Raw genomic sequence first — 19,211 nt, 5'->3', positions numbered from 1 at the left:
ACATGGTCATCCCTGGAGGCGTGGCGGGCGCTTACATCAATTTGCTTTTGGAGACACGCAATGAGCGAGCAGCTTACGCTGTCGGCAGAGGCACGCGATCGGGCAGGCAAGGGAGCCTCCCGCGCTCTCCGCCGTGAGGGCCGCGTACCCGCCGTCATCTATGGTAACAATGAAGAACCGCAGTCGATCCACGTCGAGGAAAAGCTCCTCAACAAGCTGCTCGGCACCGGCCACTTCTTCAATTCGGTCGTCATGGTCGAGGTGAACGGCAAGGCCGTGCGCACCCTGCCCAAGGATGTCGCCTTCCATCCCGTGACCGACCGTCCGCTGCACGCCGACTTCCTGCGCGTTTCGGAACATGCCACCGTCCACGTCAACGTGCCGGTGGTCTTCAAGAATGAAGACGCTTCGCCCGGCCTGAAGAAGGGCGGCGTGCTGAACATCGTCGCGCATGAGATCGAACTGATCGTCGATGCAGCCGCGATCCCCGACGATGTCGTCGTGGACCTGGCCGGCCTGGACGTTGGCGAATCGATCCACATCGGCGCCGTGAAGCTGCCCAAGGGCGCCAAGGCTGCCCATGACGAAACCGACTTCACCGTCGCGACCATCGTTGCTCCCTCGGCTCTGAAGAGCGCCGAAGGCGACAACGAAACCCCGGCCGAAGGCGCCTGAGCCTTTAGCTGTCAGCCTTCGGGCTGGAAATTTCGATCCCGTCCGCCTACCCGGCGGGCGGGATTTTTCTTTGGAGTGGACAAGCGATGCAGATCTGGGTGGGCCTTGGCAATCCGGGCACCCAATATGCGATGAACCGGCATAATGTCGGCTTCATGGCCGTGGATGTGATCGCGGACATTCATCGCTTTTCGGCGCCGAAGAAACAGTTTCAGGGCTGGGTGCAGGAAGGCCGGATCGGCCCGGAGAAGATCATTCTGATCAAGCCCGCCACTTTCATGAATGAAAGCGGCCGCTCGGTCGGAGAGGCGATGCGCTTCTACAAGCTGACGCCGGAGGATGTGACCGTCTTCCACGACGAACTGGATCTGGCGCCGATGAAGGTCAAGGTGAAACGCGGCGGCGGCAATGCGGGCCATAACGGGCTGCGCTCCACCGATGCGCATATCGGCGCTGACTTTCGGCGGGTACGGATCGGCATCGGGCATCCGGGGCACAAGGACCGGGTGCATGGCTATGTCCTCGGCAATTATCATAAGAGTGAAATGGACGCGCTGTCCGATATGCTGGGTGCCATCGGCGCCGAAGCAGAATGGCTGGCCAAGGGTGACGATGCCCGTTTCATGAATGAGGTATCTTTGCGGCTGGCGGACTGAGGCCGTCCGCCCCGCCCTCGCGACGGAACGGCTGGGCCTCATTGCGGATTGTCGCATTGCTGGGCCATAGGGTAAGGCAGACTTTCGATTTTCCAAGGGGATGCGGGTGATACAGACCGTCGCGACGAAGCCTTTCGATGACCAGAAGCCGGGCACGTCCGGCCTGCGCAAGAAGGTGCGCGTTTTTCAGCAGCCCCATTATGCGGAAAATTTCGTCCAGTCGGTGTTCGACAGCCTGGAAGGATTTGCCAGCCAGACGCTGGTGGTCGGCGGCGACGGGCGCTATCTGAACCGCGAAGTCATCCAGATCGTGCTGAAAATGGCGGCGGCCAATGGCTTCGGGCGCGTACTGGTGGGCAAGGGCGGCATCCTTTCCACCCCGGCGGCCTCGCATCTGATCCGCTCTTCGGGCGCCTTTGGCGGGCTGGTGCTGTCGGCCAGCCATAATCCGGGCGGGCCGGATGAGGATTTCGGGATCAAATATAATGTCTCGAACGGCGGCCCCGCGCCTGAGAAAGTGACCGACGCCATCCATGCGCGGACTTTGGCGATCGACAGCTATCGCATCCTTGCAGCGGCCGATGTCGATATCGATACGCCCGGAACCAGCCAGCTTGGCGGCATGACCGTCGAGGTGGTCGATCCGGTGGCGGGCTATGCCGCGTTGATGGAGAGCCTGTTCGACTTCGCGGCCATAGGCGCGATGATCGCGGGAGGCTTCACCCTCTCCTTCGATGCCATGAGCGCTGTGACGGGTCCCTATGCGGTCGAGATTTTCGAGAAGCGGTTGGGCGCACCTGCGGGAACGGTGCGCAACGCAACGCCGCTGCCCGACTTCGGCCATCACCATCCCGATCCCAATCTGGTCCATGCCAAAGAGCTGTATGACCGCATGATGGCGCCCGATGCGCCGGATTTTGGCGCGGCTTCGGACGGGGATGGCGACCGGAACCTCATCATCGGGCGGCATTGCTATGTCACGCCTTCGGATTCGTTGGCGGTGCTGGCGGCCAACGCGCATCTGGCGCCGGGCTATGCCGCTGGCCTCAAGGGGATTGCGCGGTCCATGCCGACCAGTGGGGCTGCGGACCGGGTCGCGGAAAAGCTAGGCATCCCGCTTTACGAGACGCCGACCGGGTGGAAATTCTTCGGCAATCTGCTCGACGCCGGCATGGCGACCATCTGCGGCGAGGAAAGCGCGGGCACCGGGTCCGACCATGTGCGGGAGAAGGACGGCATCTGGGCCGTGCTGCTGTGGCTCAACATTTTGGCGGCGCGGCGACAGAGCGTAGCCGAGATCATGGCCGGACATTGGGCGACCTATGGCCGCAACTATTATGCGCGGCATGATTATGAAGGCATCGCCAAGGACAAGGCCGATGCGCTGATGGCGGCGCTGCGCGGCAAGCTCGAAACCCTGCCGGAAACCACGAACAGCGGCGGTACGGTCAAGAGCGCCGACGACTTCGCCTATACAGACCCCACCGATCAGTCGATCAGCCGCAATCAGGGCGTGCGCATCTTGTTCGATGATGGCTTGCGCGTCGTGTTCCGGCTTTCAGGCACGGGCACCGAAGGCGCGACCCTGCGCGTCTATATAGAGCGCTATGTCGGCACGGATGGCGAGTTGGGGCTGGAAACGGGTGCTGCCCTCGCACCGCTGGTAAAGGCGGCGCAGGAGGTCGCCGACATTTCCGGCTTCACAGGGATGGAAGAGCCGAGCGTCATCACCTGATCCGGTCGCCAAAGCTTACCAACCGGAAATCTGGGGGAAATAGGCGGCGCATAAAGGAGGGCGGATTTTCGCCTTTCTTGAAGGACCATGATGCGCCGCCTTTTCCATAGCTTTATTATATGTGCCTCCGCGATGGGCTTTGCCGGGAGCGCCATGGCGCGCACCACGCAGGACGAACAGCTTTGGGTCAACCTCACCGCAATGGGATCGGTGTCAGGGAAGCTGGTCTATTTCGCGGAAATTCAGCCGCGTATCGGGGATGGGGTGTCGCGGCTCGACCAGATGCTGCTGCGCGGCGCTTTGGGTTGGAAATTGTCGCCCAATCTCACAGTCTATCAGGGCTACGCCCATGCCGTGCTGCCCGTCGACGGTGGCAGGGATGTGAATGAGGAGCGCAGTTTTCAGCAATTGAGCTGGACCATCGGCAAGCCCTGGGGCGGCGAGTTGTCCTCCCGCACCCGGCTGGAACAGCGCTGGCGATCCGATGGCAGCGATATGGGATGGCGGCTGCGCGAGATGATCCGCTACGAAAAGCCGCTGAAACCGGGGAGCAATGCCGTGAACGCGCTGATCTATGGCGAGGGGTTCGTGGCGCTCAACAGCACCGATTGGGGCGCGAAAAGCGGGTTCGATCAGGCGCGTGCTTTCATCGGGGCAGAACTGGGGCTTGGTGACGCTTCGACGGCGGAGATCGGCTATCTCAACCAGACGATCAACCAGCGGGCCGGGAACAGCCGCGTCAACCATGTCGCGTCAATCTCATTGTTCTTCCGCCACTGAGAACTGGCCAAAGGCCCACGAAAGCGCTATCGGCGCGGCCAATCATCTTGACGTGAAGGCAGTTCCATGGGTTTTCGTTGCGGTATCGTCGGGCTTCCCAATGTGGGCAAGTCCACCCTGTTCAATGCGCTGACCGAGACGCAGGCGGCGCAGGCGGCGAACTATCCCTTCTGCACCATCGAGCCGAATGAGGGCCGCGTTGCCGTGCCCGACGACCGGTTGCAGACGATCGCGAAGATCGGCGGCAGTGCCAAGATTATCGAGACCCAGTTGTCGTTCGTCGACATTGCGGGGCTGGTCCGTGGCGCGTCCAAGGGCGAGGGGCTGGGCAACCAGTTCCTGGCCAATATCCGCGAGACCGACGCCATCGTCCATGTGTTGCGCTGTTTCGAAGATGGCGACATCACCCATGTCGAGGGCAAGGTCGATCCCATTGCCGATGCCGAGACGGTCGAGACCGAATTGATGCTCGCCGATCTGGAATCGCTGGAGAAGCGCGTGCCGAACCTTGCCAAGAAGGCGGCGCAGGGCGACAAGGAAGCGAAGGCCGCCGCATCGGTGCTGGGGCAGGCGCTCGACCTGTTGCGCGACGGCAAGCCGGCCCGCCTCACCGTTCCCAAGGATGTCGAGGAAGAGCGCCTCTTCGGACAGGCGCAGTTGCTGACGGCCAAGCCCGTCCTCTATGTCTGCAATGTCGAGGAAGACAGCGCTGCCACCGGCAACGCCCATTCGGCGCGGGTGTTCGAGAAGGCTGCGGCGGAAAATGCCAAGGCCGTGATCGTGTCGGCCGCGATCGAGGCGGAACTCGTCACCATGCCGATCGAGGAACGGGCAGAATATCTGGAGGCGCTGGGGCTGACGGAAGCTGGCCTCGCCCGCATCATCCGCGCGGGTTACGAATTGCTGGGCCTCATCACCTTCTTCACCGTTGGGCCGAAGGAAGCGCGCGCCTGGACCGTGTCCAAAGGCTCGAAGGCGCCGCAGGCCGCAGGCGCGATCCACACCGATTTCGAGAAGGGCTTCATCCGCGCCGAAACCATGGCCTATGCCGATTACGTCCAGTTCAATGGCGAAGCCGGAGCCAAGGAAGCGGGCAAGTGGCGATCCGAAGGCAAGGACTATGTGACGCAGGACGGCGATATCATGCTGTTCCGCTTCAACGTCTGATCGATCCATGCTGCGCCTGGGACAGATGCCCGCCCGGCGCAAGGCGGCCTTTCCGCCCAGTGTCGATGAAGGGACAAGGCTGCTGATTCTCGGTAGCCTGCCCGGCGACGCATCGATCAAGCAGGGCGAATATTATGCCCACCGCGGCAATGCCTTCTGGGCGCTGATCGGCGACGTGCTGGGGGAGGATCTGCGCAACCAACCCTATGCGATGCGGTTGAAGCGGCTGAAGGCCCGGCGGGTCGGCCTGTGGGACGTGATCGAAAGCGCGGATCGTCCGGGTAGCCTCGACAGCGCCATTCGGGGAGCGGAGTTGCGCGATCTCAGCGCTTTCGTGGCCCGGCTTCCGATGCTGGAGGCCGTCGCCTTCAACGGCAGGACAGCGGCGCTGCATAGCCGTCGGCAACTTGGCGAGCGCATCGGGCTGACGCTGATCGACCTCCCCTCCTCCTCCGGCGCCTTTGCCAGCATGTCGCGGGACGCCAAACTCACCGCGTGGATGACGCTGACGGCTTTTGTCGGCGAAGGGTGACGCATTCGTCACTTTATCGTCGCAATCCGCCTGCTAAGCGGTCAGCCATGTTCATGCGTTCCTTCCCCCTTGCCTGCCTGATCTCCTTCGCCGCCCTGGCCGCATGTGCCCCGGTCGGGCAGCGCCCGGTTTCGACCATGGCCGTGCCGGTCGAACAACGGCAGCCTGTCACCATTCTTCTGTCCATCGACGGCTTTCGCCCCGATTATCTGAAACGCGGCGTGGCGCCGAACCTCAACGCACTGGCGGCGGGCGGCGTCGAAGCGTCCATGCGCCCTTCCTTCCCGACCAAGACCTTTCCCAACCACTGGGCCATCGTTACCGGCGACCGGCCCGACCGCAGTGGCATCGTCGCCAACACCATGGAGGACGCGTCGCGGCCGGGTGAGAAATTCACCATGGCCAGCGACGATCCCTATTGGTGGAACGAGGCTGAACCGATCTGGGTCACGGCGGAAAAGGCGGGGATACGCACGGCCACTCTCTTCTGGCCCGGCTCCAATGTCGCCTGGGGTGGAACAAAGGCCACGGACTGGCCCCGTCGGATCACCGGCGGCACGCGGCCGAGCGACTGGGCGCAGTTCAATGAGGAGATTTCCGCGGACCAGCGCGTGAATGGCGTGCTGGACCTGCTGCGTCGTCCGGCGGACATCCGGCCGCGTTTCCTGACGCTCTATTTCGACGTGGTCGATACGGCGGGGCATGAGAAAGGGCCGGATTCATCCGAAGCGACTGAAGCGGCGGCGGCGGTCGACAGGCAGATCGGCCGATTGATCGCCGGGCTGAAAGATTTGGGCCAGCCTGCCAATCTGGTCATCGTCTCCGATCATGGCATGGCGCAGAAGAGCAGCGAGCGCGTGGTGGCGATGGACAAGGTCGCGGACCCTGCCGACTATCGCATCGTCGAGAGCGGACCTTATGCCAGCCTAGCCGCGCAGCCGGGGCATGAGAGGGCGTTGGAAGCGCGCCTCCTGAAACCCCGACCGCATATGCAATGCTGGCGTAAAAGCGAGATACCCGCCCGTTTCCACTATGGCACGCATCGGCGCATCCCGCCCTATTTCTGCCTCGCGGAAACCGGCTGGATCATCCAGCCGACCACGCCCGCCAGACCTTTTGCCGGCGGCGATCATGGCTGGGACGATCAGGCGCCGGAAATGCAGGCTCTGTTCATCGCTAATGGTCCGGCCTTCGACACGCGCTTCCACCCGGCGGCGGACTTCACCAATATCGATGTCTATCCATTGCTGGCGCGGCTGCTGGGCGTGAAGCCAGTGGCAGGCGACGGTAATCCGGCGGTGCTGGCTGGCCTGGTCAGGAATTGACGTTTTCGTCAACGGAAACTTGACGGGAACGTAAAGCACTCCTACCTCTTGGCCCGTTGCAGAAGGAAACGGAAGTGAACGAGATCGTTTATTTCGAAGATGTGCAGCTGGGCGACCGGAGCGAGTTCGGCCCCCTGAACATCAGCCGCGAGGAAGTCATCGCCTTTGCCAGCGAGTTCGACCCTCAGCCCTTTCACCTGTCGGATGAGGCGGCGGCGCAAACCCATTTCGGGAGCCTCTCCGCCAGCGGTTGGCATACGACGGCGCTCAGCATGAAGATGATGGTGGCCGCCTGGCAGAAACAGCCGGGCGTTCAGGCAGCCAGCCTGGGCGCGATGGGTGTGGACGAATTGCGCTGGCTGCAACCCGTTCGCCCCGGTGACACGCTGCGCGGCACATCGGAAGTGATCGAGAAGAAGGCGTCGAGAAGCCGCCCGGAAATGGGCATTGTGAGGTCCCGCGTAACGCTGTTCAATCAGCGCGACGAGCCGGTGCTGAAGATGATTCCCATCGCCATTTTCCGTACGCGTCCAGCCTGACCTATTGAGGGCGCGGTTGGTTGGCGCGGGCGTCGGCGGCCATGATGCGGATGGTCGCTTTGGGCGACCCCGCGATCTGAATGGTGTGAAGCCCTGGCGGCAGGTCGAACCAGACGATCTTGCTGATGCCCGAACAATCCGGGCCATGGCCATGATCGACGGACGAAAGCGCGACCGACCCCGTTGCCACATCGACCCACGCCCCCTCCGACAGGGCGATACCTATCCGCGCCGCGTCCTTTACCGCCAGCGTGAAGAGGCCGGCATAGCTTTTCGGTGCGCTCCTGCCCGGCGGAACAGCAAACTGGACCTGCGCGCCGGGACGCAGGCTGGCGGTGACGGGCTTACCCAGGATCAGGCGGGGCGCGGTTGAAACAGTGCCGCCGCCTGTGGCCGCGCCGTTTTGCGTCCAGCTTGTCCAGGGTTCCGCCAGTCGGGGTACGACCGCGCAGGGATCGGGCGCGGCATGCGCCGCCATCGGGCAGAGTGCCAACAGGAACAGCAGCCGCTTCATCCTCATTTCCTCCCGAACAGCTTCTCTATGTCGCCATGCCCCAGTTTCACCCATGTCGGTCGGCCATGATTGCACTGGCCGCTGCGGGGGGTGATTTCCATTTCGCGCAGCAGGGCATTCATCTCCGCCACGCTGAGAATTCGCCCGGCGCGGACGGAGCCGTGACACGCCATGGTGGCCGCGACCAGATCAAGCCGCTCCTTCAGCGAGAGCGCGCTGTCATAGGCGGCGAGATCGTCGGCCAGATCGGACACCAGCCCCTGAACATCACCCTGCCCCAGCATCGCCGGCGTGGCCCGAACCAGCATGGCGGCAGGGCCGAAGCGCTCCAGTTCCAGACCGAACTCACTCAACTCTCCGATCCGCGCTTCCAGCCGGTCGCAGGCGGGTTCATCCAGTTCCACCACCTCAGGAAGCAGCAGCGCCTGCGCCGCGACGCCCTGCCCCTCCATTGCCCGTCGCATCCGTTCAAGCGTCAACCGCTCATGGGCGGCGTGCTGGTCGACGATGACAAGGCCGTCCTCCGCCTCCGCGACGATATAGGTGCGCGCGACCTGACCTCGGGCGACGCCGAGCGGAAAGCTGTTGCCTTCCGGGGCGGGCGCGGCAGCGGGTTCGGCGCGGGCCTGGGGCGGCGGGGTGAAGAAGCTGGGGCGGCGGTCGGCCACGGAATAGCTCGGGGCGGGTGAAGGCGCGCCTGCCGCTTCAAAGATCGGCATGGCGCCAATCGGCGTGGGCGAGACCGGCTCCGGCTTCCAGGCGGAAAGGCCTGCCGGATCGGCATGTTGCACGGCGCGAAACCCTTCCGCGTCCAGTGCGCGGCGGAGGCCCGACACGATCATGCCACGGATAAGCGCCGGGTCACGGAAGCGCACTTCGGTCTTGGCGGGGTGAACGTTGACGTCGACCTCCAGCGGCGGAACGTCGAGGAACAGGGCGACGACCGGATGCCGGTCGCGCGCCAACATGTCGGCATAGGCGCCGCGGACTGACCCGACCAGCAGGCGGTCACGCACTGGGCGACCGTTGACGAAGAGGAACTGGTGATCGCCCACGCCCCGGTTATAGGTCGGCAGCGAGGCCACGCCGGACAGGCGGACCCCTTCCCGTTCCAGCGCGACAATGACATGATTTTCCGCCAGCGCCCGGTCGGTCAGCGCCGCCACCCGGTCTTCCCGCGCTTCGTCGGCCTGCACGCCCAGCACCCGGCGGCCGTCATGCTCCATGCTGAAGGCGACCGAAGGGTGCGCCATGGCGAGGCGGCGGACCACATCCAGACAGGCGGCATATTCCGCCTTGGCCGAGCGCAGGAATTTGCGGCGCGCCGGCACGCGGCCGAAGAGTTGCTCCACCGTGACCCGTGTTCCGGGCGGCAGGGCGGCGGGACCTTCATGCACGACCACACCGTTGTCGACGGTTCGGTTCCAGCCGTCCTGGCCCGCCGGGCGGCTGTCGATCGACAGGCGGGCGACGCTGGCGATGGAGGGCAGCGCTTCGCCACGGAAACCGAGAGTCGCGACATTCTCTATGGCATCGTCGGGCAATTTGGAGGTCGCGTGCCGTTCCAGCGCCAGCGCGATCTCACCCGAATCCATGCCGCAGCCATCATCGCTCACCTCGATCCGGTCCAGTCCGCCATTGGAAATGCGGACCGAAATCCGGCGCGATCCGGCATCCAGTGCATTTTCAATGATTTCCTTGAGCGCGCTGGCGGGTCTTTCGACCACTTCACCCGCGGCGATGCGATTGACCAGATGTTCGGGCAGACGGCGTATTGACATTGATTTGTGACTAGCCCAAGCGAGCGCTTTCCGCGAGACGCAAGCCTTAGAAAAATTGATTACCCAGGGGGCGGGTGGAACGTGGGGCGAACTTTCCGACTGTCCCGGTTCGCTTCGCCGGGGCATGCGGGTTGAACAGGAACAGGCATGTCGATCTTCTCGCGACTTTTCAAACTCTCCTCTCAGGACATGGCCATCGACCTCGGCACGGCAAACACCGTGGTCTATGTGCGTGGGCGCGGAATCGTGCTGAACGAACCTTCCGTGGTGGCCGTCGAGACGCTGAACGGCGTGAAGCGGGTGAAGGCGGTCGGCGACGACGCGAAGCTGATGATGGGCAAGACTCCCGATTCGATCGAAGCCATCCGGCCGCTGCGAGACGGCGTGATCGCGGACATCGATGTCGCGGAGCAGATGATCAAGCACTTCATCACCAAGGTGCACGGTGGCAAGTCACGGCCCTGGCGTTTCCCCGAGATCGTGATCTGCGTACCGTCGGGTTCGACCAGCGTGGAACGGCGCGCGATTCGCGACGCGGCGAGCAATGCCGGTGCTTCTCAGGTGTTCCTGATCGAAGAACCCATGGCTGCTGCGATCGGCGCCGATATGCCGGTGACGGAACCGATCGGTTCGATGGTCGTCGATATCGGCGGCGGCACGACCGAAGTCGCGGTGCTTTCGCTGCGTGGTCTGGCCTACACCACCTCCGTCCGCGTCGGCGGCGACAAGATGGACGAAGCGATCGTCTCCTTCGTGCGCCGTCACCACAATCTGCTCATCGGTGAAGCGACCGCCGAGCGGATCAAGAAGCAGTTCGGCGTCGCGCAGCCGCCCGAAGACGGCGTGGGCGAGACGATCCACATCAAGGGCCGCGACCTAGTGAACGGGGTTCCCAAGGAAATCTCGATCAATCAGGGTCAGATCGCCGATGCGCTGGCCGAGCCGATCAGCACCATTGTCGAGGGCGTTCGCATTGCGCTGGAAAATACCGCACCAGAACTGGCAGCCGATATCGTCGATCAGGGCATCGTCCTGACCGGTGGCGGCGCGCTGCTCAAGGGGCTGGACGACGAGTTGCGCGACGAGACGGGCCTGCCCGTCACCATCGCCGAAGACCCGCTGACCTGCGTCGCGATCGGCACCGGCCGGGCGATGGAAGATCCGATCTTCCGGGGCGTGCTCCAAACCGCTTAAGGAGCTAGTGGATGGCGCGGCCACCCAGCCGACGCCCCGGGCACAACCGGAAGGCGCAATATAGCCTCTTCGCCAGCTATGTCGTGGCGATGACTGGCGCCGCCGTCGGCCTGCTTCTGGTGGTTGTCGCCATTTTCGACCCAACCGGCTTCGCCGCGATCCGCATCGCGACGAGCGAGGCCACGCGTCCGGCGTCCGTCGGCCTCAAGAATATGGTGAGCGGGGTCAGTTCGATCGACGAGGTGCTCGCTTCCTATTGGCAGGCGGGTTCGCAGAATGTGGCGCTGCGCCGGCAGGTGGAGGCGGACCGCAACCGGATCATCGAAGCCAAGGCGATCGCGCAGGAAAATCTGCGCCTGAAAAAGCTGCTGAAGCTGGTTGAGGATGATGGCAGCGAATTGCTGACGGCGCGGCTGATCGCCTCCTCCTCCTCCAGCACCCGCCGCTATGCGCGATTGAATGCCGGACGTTGGCAGGGTGTGCGGCCCGGCATGCCGGTACGTGCGCCCGAAGGTCTGATTGGGCGCATCCACATCACGACGCCCAATACGGCGGAGGTGCTGCTGCTCACCGACACCAGCAATATCGTGCCGGTTCGACGGGCCAATGACAGCGTCCCCGCCATTTCCACGGGCCTTGGCGACGGGACGCTTGAAATCCGCGCGCTGGCGGCAGGGCGCAACCCGTTCAAACCGGGTGATCTGCTCGTGACATCGGGCATTGGCGGCGTCTATCAGCCCAATATCCCGGTCGCGGTGATCGTGCGGATCGAAGGCGAAATCGGCTATGGCGTACCGCTCGCCAACCCGTCCAAGGTGGATGCCGTGGTGGTGGAACGCTCCTTTGAGGAAACGGTGACGCGGCCCGACCCCAATGTGCCGACCACCGTCCCTGTCGACACGCCGACGGGCAACGCGATCACGCCATGATCGATCCGCATCTCCAGCCTGCCGTGCCGCGCCTTGGCCGTCAGCCATCGCGTTGGCGATTGACGGGCACGCCCGTCATCACGGTGATGCTGGGGTCGATCGTCACCGCCCTGCCGGTCATTGCGCAATCGCCGGTAATGCCGCCCTTCGGCCTGCTGCTGCTGCTGTCATGGCGGTTGTTGCGCCCCGAATTATGGCGGGCGTGGATCGGACTGCCTCTTGGCCTGTTCGACGATATGACGAGCGGGCAACCCATTGGTTCCGCCATGTTCCTGTGGACCGTCATGCTGATTGGGATCGACGCCATCGAACATCGCATGGTCTGGCGCAGCTATCGGCAGGACTGGTTAATCGCGGCCATGGCGATTATCTTCTGCATTGCCGGCGGCGTCTTCTTCGCCCGGATCACCGGTGGAGGAGAAATCAAGCTGCAACTGGTTGCGCCGCAAATGCTCTGGACGGTCCTGCTCTTTCCCTTTGTCGTCCGGCAGTGCGCCCGGATCGACCGTTGGCGCGTGATGGCATGAAGCTGAAGCTGCCCCTGCTCAAGAAGAAGACCGTTACCGAAGCCTCCTTGTCCTTCACCTTCACGCGCCGCGCGATGGTTGTGGGGGGATTGCAGGGGGCGGTGGGCGCGATGCTCGTGACCCGCATGGGCTGGATCAGCATTGCGGAGAACGAGAAATATAATCTGCTGTCGGAAAGCAACCGGGTCAACCTGACGCTGATCCCGCCACGGCGCGGATGGATCATCGACCGTAATGGCCGCCCGTTGGCGAACAACCGCACCGATTTCCGCGTCGACCTGATCCCGGAACGGATGACGGATGCGGAAGCCACGATCCGCAGCCTTGCCCATCTGCTGGCGTTGACTGATGACGAGGTGGACCGGATCAAGGAGGAACTGGACAAATCCGCCGGTTTCCGTCCGGTGCAGGTTGCCGAAAAGCTGACCTACGACCAGTTCGCCGCCGTATCCGTGCGCCTGCCCGACCTGCCGGGCGTCGCGCCCAGCCAGGGCTTTTCGCGCAACTATCCGGCGGGCGCCACGGTTGGGCATCTGCTCGGCTATGTCGGTGCGGCTTCGGCCAAGGATTATGAGGAACGTAAGGACCCGCTGCTGATCACGCCGGGGTTCAAGGTCGGAAAGGACGGGCTGGAACGGTCCTTCGACAGGGAGCTGACCGGCAAGCCCGGCGCGAAGCGGGTCGAGGTGACGGCGCGCGGCAAGATTGTGCGGGAACTCACCACCCGGCCCGATACGCCCGGCAATCCGATCAAGCTTACCATCGACGCGGGCTTGCAGGAATATGCGGGCCGTCGCCTCGCCACGCAGAGCGGATCGGTGGTGGTGATCGACTGCCATAATGGCGATGTGCTGGCCATGGCGTCGATGCCCAGCTTCGACCCCAACAGCTTTTCCGACGGCATCAGCCATATGGAATGGGACATGTTGTCGAAGGACGACCATGTTCCGCTGCGCAACAAGACGCTTCAGGGCCTTTATCCCCCCGGGTCGACGGTGAAGCCGATGGTGGCATTGGCGCTGCTGGAGGCTGGGATTTCGCCGATGGACACGGTGAACTGCGCCGGCGCAATCCGGGTCGGCAACACCCTGTTCCACTGCCACAAGAAGCGTGGCCATGGATCGCTCAACATGCGCGGCGCCATTGCCCAGAGTTGCGACATCTATTTTTACACCATGGCGCAGCGCATCGGCATGGACCGCATCGCCAGCATGGCGCGACGCGTCGGCATGGGCCAGAAATTCGCCTTGCCCTTCCCCAGCCAAAGCTATGGCACAGTGCCAGATCCTGCGTGGAAGCTGAAGAAATACAATCAGAAATGGCAGGTCTACGACACTGTCAACGCGACCATCGGTCAGGGCTATATGCTGATCAACCCGCTCCAGATGGCGGTGATGGCCGCCCGGCTGGCGACGGGCAAACAGTTGATGCCGAACTTCATCTTCGGCGCGCAGCGACCGGAACCAGCGCCGGTCGGAGTGAATGAAGAGCATCTGGTGACGATCCGCGACGCCATGAGCGCGGTGGTGAACGGCGGCGGCACAGGCGGCGCGGCACGGATGTCCCTTCCGGGCGTGCTGATGGCGGGCAAGACCGGCACGGCCCAGGTCCGACGCATCACCATGGCAGAGCGCGGCGGGGGCGTGCGTAGCAACGCATCCCTACCCTTCAAGCTGCGCGACCATGCGCTATTTCAAGGCTTCGCCCCGTTCGATAATCCCCGCTACGCTATCGCCTGCATTCTGGAACATGGCGGCCACGTCAACCGGAACGAAGACTCACCGATGATCGCGGCGGACACCATGACCTTCCTGTTCGACCAGGCCAAGGCGATGGAGAAGCTGGAGACGTTGGAAAAGGGCTGGGGCGGCACTCCGGCGGAGCGTATGGCGCGGCAGATGGCAGCCTATCGCCTCGCCAAAGCCATTGAGAAGGGCGAAGCGCCACCCCCGGCAGCAGCCAATGCCATGAACGCGGCCGAGGCAGGCAACGGCACGGCGCCCGCACCTCAGGCGCCTACACCTGCCGACGCCGACGATACTCCTCCTCCGGCGGACACGGCGCGATGAGCATCGTCCCTGAACCTTTGACCCAATTTCCCTGGCGGGTGCTCGGCATTTTGCTGGCCATAGCCGGTTTCGGCACGCTGGTGCTTTACAGCGCAGCGGGCGGCAGCATCACGCCTTGGGCAATCAACCAGGGGGTCCGCTTCATCATCTTTGCCTGCATGGCGTTGGTGTTGAGCCGGATCAGGCTGGAGTTCTTCGCGCGCTTTGCCTTTCCGGCCTATGGCACCGTGCTGGTGTCGCTGCTGATGGTCGAACTCATCGGCGGCGTCGCGGGTGGCAGCCAGCGCTGGATCAATCTTGGCTTCATGCAGCTCCAGCCATCTGAATTCATGAAGCCGATCATCGTGCTTGCCGTCGCGCGCTTCTATGCGCTGTTGCCGGTGGGGGAAATCCGGCGCTGGAACGCCATCTGGCCTGCATTGGTGCTGATCGGCGTGCCCTTCATGCTGGTGCTGGTGCAGCCCGATCTCGGCACCGCGACGATGATCGCGGCGGGTGGGGTGACGGTGATGTTCCTTGCCGGGCTGCCTTTGCGGCTTTTCGTGGGATCGGGGCTGGCCTTCGCCGCCATCGTGCCGATCGCCTTCAGCTTCCTGCACGATTATCAGAAGAACCGCGTGCTGATCTTCATGGATCCCGAAAGCGATCCCTTGGGCGCGGGCTATCATATCAGCCAGTCGAAGATCGCCATCGGTTCGGGTGGCATCTTCGGCAAGGGGTTCCTGAAGGGTACGCAGAGCCATCTCGACTATCTGCCCGAGGGCCATACCGATTTCGTCTTCGCCACCATGGCGGAGGAATGGGGGCTGTTGGGCGGCGTGCTGCTGATCGGCGCCTTCATGCTGCTGTTCCGTTGGGGGATCGGCGTGTCGATGCGCAGCCAGGATAAATATGCGCGGCTGGTGGCGGCAGGGCTGACCACGACGATCTTCTTCTATGTCGCGATCAACCTGATGATGGTCATGGGGCTGGCGCCGGTGGTCGGCATTCCCCTGCCCTTCATGTCCTATGGCGGATCATCGATGCTGACCGTCATGTTGTGTGTCGGCATCATCATGGCGATCGAACGGTCGGGGCGGCAGCGCAGCCGGCCCGGAAGCTGGGGTTGAATCGGACCCGTTCACAAAAATTTGCACCGACAGGCGATTTACTGTTTGCAAAGTCCGACACGGCTGCTAACAGCCCGCCCACGCCAAGGCGACGGCCCAACCGGGACTAGCCGAAAGCGGGTGTGGACGCATAGCTCAGTTGGTAGAGCAGCTGACTCTTAATCAGCGGGTCCTAGGTTCGAGCCCTAGTGCGTCCACCAAATCTTCTAGCCGACGGCATCAGCCGAAAGCCGTGTGGACGCATAGCTCAGTTGGTAGAGCAGCTGACTCTTAATCAGCGGGTCCTAGGTTCGAGCCCTAGTGCGTCCACCAAATCTTCTAAACAGACACGAAAAACGCCCGGTGCCATTTCGGCACCCAGCGCTAGCGCATTCCGACAGACAGGCCTGCTTTCAGGATAGGCCGACCGGCAATGCTGTCGTGAATTTCGTCATCGACAGTGCAAAGTGTGACGCGGCACCCGCGACAGAGGGATGCCCCAACAGCGTCATCATCAGGAAGCGGTTATAGTCCGCCACGTCCGCGACCACGATGCGCAGCAAATAATCCCACTCCCCCGACATGGAGAAACATTCGACGATCTCCGGCCGGCCATCGACAAATTGTTCAAAGGCGCGACGCGCTTCCTGCGCATGGCTGCGCATGCGAATGTTGCAGAGGACATTGACGCCCAATCCGATCTTTTCCGGGTCCACCAGCCGCACTGTCCCGGCCAGAATGCCTGCGCCTTCCAGCGCCTTGATACGCCGCCAGCAGGACGCGCTGGACGCCCCTACCCGTTCCGCCAGATCAGCATGGCTGAGCGTGGCATCCTCTTGCAACGCTGCGATGATTCTGCGGTCGATCGCGTCAATCTGCCGTTCCTGTTTCATGACGGGCAGAATAGGCATGCATTCGATTTCATCCAAGGGGGCAGTCATGGACGGCGCTCAAGTGAGCGGCTCCCCTAAAAAAGTTCCCCAAATATGTTTCCCTTTTCGGCCAGCGGAGCTATTCTGACGGCAGGTCGAATGGGGCTGCGCAAATGGTGGACCTTTCTCCGCAACATCCTGACAAGAGCCCCGTTTCTGCGGCTCCACCCTCCCCGCAGCACGACCCGCTGAATCGCGACCCGGTTATGGGGAAAACGATCCGGCGGTCATGGCAATTTCCGCAAGAGAAGGCCGAGACGATCATCCAACGCCTGTCGCGCTGGGCCGGTCCAGTGACGTTGATCCTGACACTATGTCTGTTGGGCTGGTGGATAATCCACTGATCCGATTGGCGATTCGGAAAAAGCGCTCTCAGGCAGGCTCAAAACATCCCGCAACCGGAAGCAAGACCCGATCAGGTCACCGCAAATACAGGGCAGAGCGTCATTCAGAGCAAACGGATCATCGGAAAAGCGGGTCCGAGCATCCCACGCCCGATTGTCAGCCCTCCGCATTTATGCCCTGCTGCTGCGCAACATAAATCAAAACGCAGCGGATGTCTGATGCTTACACACTGCCTCCCGGCGGTGGTCCGTTTGACGTCATGACATAAAAAGGGTTGCAGATGTCGAAAATTGATCTGGCGATCGAAGGTGTTCCCAGTCGCCAGCCCGCAACAGCCGCCGGACAGCGGAATGCAAGGCTTTGGCTGTGTCTGTTGCTGCTGGTGGCTGATATGGCGGCGCTGACCACGGGTTTTGCGCTGGGTTTGCGCGTAGCCGGCATTCCCTGGCTTTCGGACGGACAATGGCAACCCCTGGCCGGGGGGCTGATCGTCTATGGCGTGCTGGCGTTCCACAACCAGGCCTATAATCCGCATTGCCTGACGCGCATGACGCAATCCTGCCGCGCAGCGACCATGGCTTTTGCAGGGACGCTGCTGATCTTCCTGCTGGTCGTCTTCTCCCTGAAGGCGACGGGGGAACTGTCCCGGCTGGGCGTTTCAATGGGTATTTTGTGCAGCGGGATGCTGATCGTGCTGCAACGTCTGATGATCGTGCAGGCCGTCCGCCGCAACTTTGCCGACGGGCTCTTCGCCCAATTGCTGATCATCGATCACGGCATCATTCCCGAAGATGTAAGCGGCATGGTGCTGGTCGATGCCGGCGCGATCGGGCTGCGCGCCGATCTTGATGATCCCTATATGCTGCACCGTCTCGGCACATTGCTGCGCGACTATGATCGCGTCGTGATCTCCTGCCCTGCGGAACGCAAGGCCGATTGGGCGCAGATGCTGAAGGGCGGGAATATCCTTGGCGAGATCATCGTGCCTGAACTGGACCCGATGGCGCCGCTGGCGGTGCGCGCCTATCGCGGTACGCCCACGCTGGTGGTATCGCGCGGGCCGCTGAACCTTGCTAACCGGGCGAAAAAGCGGCTGCTGGATATCGCTCTGACTGTACCTGTGCTGATCGTGCTGGCGCCGCTGATGGCGGTCATCGCAATTCTCATCAAGCTGGACTCGCCGGGTCCGGTCTTCTTCCGACAGGAACGCATCGGGCGCGGTAACATGCTGTTCCATATCCTGAAATTCCGCAGCATGCGGGTCGAACAATGCGATGCCGCTGGTGCGACCTCCACCCAGCGGGACGATAACCGGATCACGCGGGTCGGCGCATTCATCCGCAAGACCAGCATCGATGAACTGCCGCAACTCATCAATGTGCTGCTGGGTGAGATGAGCCTGGTCGGCCCTCGTCCCCATGCGCTGGGATCGACGGCGGAAGAGCAACTCTTCTGGCAGGTCGACCGCCAATATTGGCACCGCCACGCGCTGAAGCCCGGCATCACCGGCCTAGCGCAAATCCGCGGCTTCCGCGGCGCCACGGAAACCCGGCGCGACATATTGAACCGGGTGGAAGCGGACCTGGAATATCTGCATGGTTGGAGCCTGACGCGCGACCTCGCGATCCTGCTGGGGACCGTCAATGTCCTGGTGCACAAGAATGCCTATTGAGGCGACTCGAAAAAGGCGCGGCTACACGCAGGAGGAAAAAAGGTTCCGGTCGAGAAGTTACGGAACCGCAATTTTGCGATGAACCGTGACAGTTAACGGTTCATCACGGGAAAATATTATCTCACATCAGGATTCGTCGCCTCAAACACTGTCATATGCGACGAATTGATGTCATCCCGCCCTTCCCCACAACTATTTGTTAACCGCAAAATCGGATATTAAGGCCATCAGCAATCGGGCGGTGGGAATATCAACGTGGCGGAAGATTTTGCGGGCGTTGCGGTGGCGCAACCTTCATTGAATGAAAAGATGGAAGCCCGCCGGAATGTTCCGGCGCGCGCCGATGCCGTGACTTTTGCCGACCGCGCCGAAAAAGGGGTGCAGTTGCTGTCGCGCTGGGCCGGCATCCTTGCTTTCGTCGGTGCGGTGGCCGCCATTGCCTGGCTGGTGATCTGACCAGACCTCCTTCATTTAGCTTTCTCCCACATTAACAGCCTCAGGGCGCGTCGGGCATGGGTCCGGCGCGCCCTCTTTGCGATGAACCGAGCCGTTGTTTTGGCACGACAAACTGCTTTTCAGGCGGTGGCGTTACGCAGAAATCCCTCTAGCATGACCAATATTGCTGCAATGCAATAAGGGTCGATAAGATTGTATAGAGATAATAGTCCGCGTTTGCGGGGCCGTTCATACGCGCCCTGTGAGCAGAAATATCTGTGGTCACGTATTTTCATGGTCGCCGCTTTCAGTGGAG

At 62.6% G+C, this 19,211-nt stretch carries 18 protein-coding genes and 2 tRNA genes; 17 read left to right on the top strand and 3 right to left on the bottom strand.

The features are described from left to right. The first annotated feature begins 60 nt into the window (after positions 1 to 60). From HUK73_RS05695 to HUK73_RS05660, 8 genes are all read left to right on the top strand, one after another. Positions 61 to 675, top strand: a complete 615-nt coding sequence (locus HUK73_RS05695; protein ID WP_176591030.1) for a 50S ribosomal protein L25/general stress protein Ctc — start codon at positions 61 to 63, stop codon at positions 673 to 675. A gap of 86 nt (positions 676 to 761) precedes the next feature. Beyond that, positions 762 to 1,331 (top strand): aminoacyl-tRNA hydrolase, encoded by a 570-nt coding sequence (gene pth, locus HUK73_RS05690; RefSeq protein ID WP_176591029.1) that lies wholly within the window; start codon positions 762 to 764, stop codon positions 1,329 to 1,331. A gap of 106 nt (positions 1,332 to 1,437) precedes the next feature. Then, complete coding sequence (locus tag HUK73_RS05685) at positions 1,438 to 3,066, top strand: alpha-D-glucose phosphate-specific phosphoglucomutase (RefSeq protein WP_176591028.1); 1,629 nt, start codon at positions 1,438 to 1,440, stop codon at positions 3,064 to 3,066. 90 nt (positions 3,067 to 3,156) lie between these two features. Further along, on the top strand, positions 3,157 to 3,846 hold the full coding sequence (locus HUK73_RS05680; protein ID WP_176592832.1) for a DUF2490 domain-containing protein: 690 nt from the start codon (positions 3,157 to 3,159) through the stop codon (positions 3,844 to 3,846). A gap of 66 nt (positions 3,847 to 3,912) precedes the next feature. Further along, a complete protein-coding gene (gene ychF, locus HUK73_RS05675) occupies positions 3,913 to 5,013 on the top strand; it encodes a redox-regulated ATPase YchF (protein WP_176591027.1) in 1,101 nt (366 codons plus the stop codon). A gap of 7 nt (positions 5,014 to 5,020) precedes the next feature. Beyond that, complete coding sequence (locus tag HUK73_RS05670; protein ID WP_176591026.1) at positions 5,021 to 5,545, top strand: DNA-deoxyinosine glycosylase; 525 nt, start codon at positions 5,021 to 5,023, stop codon at positions 5,543 to 5,545. 47 nt (positions 5,546 to 5,592) lie between these two features. Beyond that, positions 5,593 to 6,870 (top strand): ectonucleotide pyrophosphatase/phosphodiesterase, encoded by a 1,278-nt coding sequence (locus tag HUK73_RS05665; protein ID WP_176591025.1) that lies wholly within the window; start codon positions 5,593 to 5,595, stop codon positions 6,868 to 6,870. A 74-nt stretch (positions 6,871 to 6,944) separates the two neighbouring features. Next, positions 6,945 to 7,409, top strand: a complete 465-nt coding sequence (locus HUK73_RS05660; protein ID WP_176591024.1) for a MaoC family dehydratase — start codon at positions 6,945 to 6,947, stop codon at positions 7,407 to 7,409. A 1-nt stretch (position 7,410) separates the two neighbouring features. Here HUK73_RS05660 and HUK73_RS05655 read toward each other — a convergent pair whose 3' ends face one another. Both HUK73_RS05655 and mutL read right to left on the bottom strand, forming a co-directional pair. Beyond that, positions 7,411 to 7,923 (bottom strand): hypothetical protein, encoded by a 513-nt coding sequence (locus tag HUK73_RS05655; protein WP_176591023.1) that lies wholly within the window; start codon positions 7,921 to 7,923, stop codon positions 7,411 to 7,413. A gap of 2 nt (positions 7,924 to 7,925) precedes the next feature. After that, the gene (gene mutL, locus HUK73_RS05650; RefSeq protein ID WP_176591022.1) at positions 7,926 to 9,704 is read right to left on the bottom strand and encodes a DNA mismatch repair endonuclease MutL; all 1,779 of its coding nucleotides are present in this window, start codon (positions 9,702 to 9,704) and stop codon (positions 7,926 to 7,928) included. Between the two features lie 147 nt (positions 9,705 to 9,851). Here mutL and HUK73_RS05645 point away from each other — a divergent pair, with 147 nt between their 5' ends. From HUK73_RS05645 to HUK73_RS05615, 7 genes are all read left to right on the top strand, one after another. Continuing rightward, on the top strand, positions 9,852 to 10,898 hold the full coding sequence (locus HUK73_RS05645) for a rod shape-determining protein (RefSeq protein ID WP_007685698.1): 1,047 nt from the start codon (positions 9,852 to 9,854) through the stop codon (positions 10,896 to 10,898). A gap of 11 nt (positions 10,899 to 10,909) precedes the next feature. Further along, on the top strand, positions 10,910 to 11,827 hold the full coding sequence (gene mreC / locus HUK73_RS05640; protein WP_176591021.1) for a rod shape-determining protein MreC: 918 nt from the start codon (positions 10,910 to 10,912) through the stop codon (positions 11,825 to 11,827). Then, positions 11,824 to 12,354 carry a rod shape-determining protein MreD gene (gene mreD, locus HUK73_RS05635; protein ID WP_176591020.1) on the top strand — a complete coding sequence of 177 codons (531 nt, stop codon included), beginning with the start codon at positions 11,824 to 11,826 and terminating at the stop codon, positions 12,352 to 12,354. The genes mreC and mreD overlap by 4 nt, the downstream gene beginning before the upstream one ends. Before the next feature lie 2 nt (positions 12,355 to 12,356). Then, the gene (gene mrdA / locus HUK73_RS05630; protein ID WP_176592831.1) at positions 12,357 to 14,423 is read left to right on the top strand and encodes a penicillin-binding protein 2; all 2,067 of its coding nucleotides are present in this window, start codon (positions 12,357 to 12,359) and stop codon (positions 14,421 to 14,423) included. Continuing rightward, positions 14,420 to 15,532, top strand: coding sequence for a rod shape-determining protein RodA (rodA, locus tag HUK73_RS05625; RefSeq protein ID WP_176591019.1), 1,113 nt, complete (start codon positions 14,420 to 14,422; stop codon positions 15,530 to 15,532). The genes mrdA and rodA overlap by 4 nt, the downstream gene beginning before the upstream one ends. Before the next feature lie 124 nt (positions 15,533 to 15,656). After that, positions 15,657 to 15,732: transfer RNA gene (locus HUK73_RS05620), tRNA-Lys, on the top strand. Positions 15,733 to 15,768: 36 nt separating this feature from the next. Next, positions 15,769 to 15,844: transfer RNA gene (locus tag HUK73_RS05615), tRNA-Lys, on the top strand. An 80-nt stretch (positions 15,845 to 15,924) separates the two neighbouring features. On the opposite strand, the gene HUK73_RS05610 is transcribed toward HUK73_RS05615, so the two are convergent. Next, the gene (locus tag HUK73_RS05610) at positions 15,925 to 16,404 is read right to left on the bottom strand and encodes an Lrp/AsnC family transcriptional regulator (protein ID WP_176592830.1); all 480 of its coding nucleotides are present in this window, start codon (positions 16,402 to 16,404) and stop codon (positions 15,925 to 15,927) included. A gap of 664 nt (positions 16,405 to 17,068) precedes the next feature. On the opposite strand from HUK73_RS05610, the gene HUK73_RS26685 reads away from it, so the two are divergent. Further along, a complete protein-coding gene (locus tag HUK73_RS26685) occupies positions 17,069 to 18,460 on the top strand; it encodes a sugar transferase (RefSeq protein WP_255326205.1) in 1,392 nt (463 codons plus the stop codon). Between the two features lie 255 nt (positions 18,461 to 18,715). Next, positions 18,716 to 18,916 carry a hypothetical protein gene (locus HUK73_RS05600; RefSeq protein ID WP_176590057.1) on the top strand — a complete coding sequence of 67 codons (201 nt, stop codon included), beginning with the start codon at positions 18,716 to 18,718 and terminating at the stop codon, positions 18,914 to 18,916. Positions 18,917 to 19,211 lie beyond the last annotated feature (295 nt).

The organism is Sphingobium sp. EM0848, from assembly GCF_013375555.1.
GTDB lineage: Bacteria > Pseudomonadota > Alphaproteobacteria > Sphingomonadales > Sphingomonadaceae > Sphingobium.
Note: the sequence above shows the minus strand (reverse complement) of the source record. Positions and strands in the feature narration are given on the sequence as shown.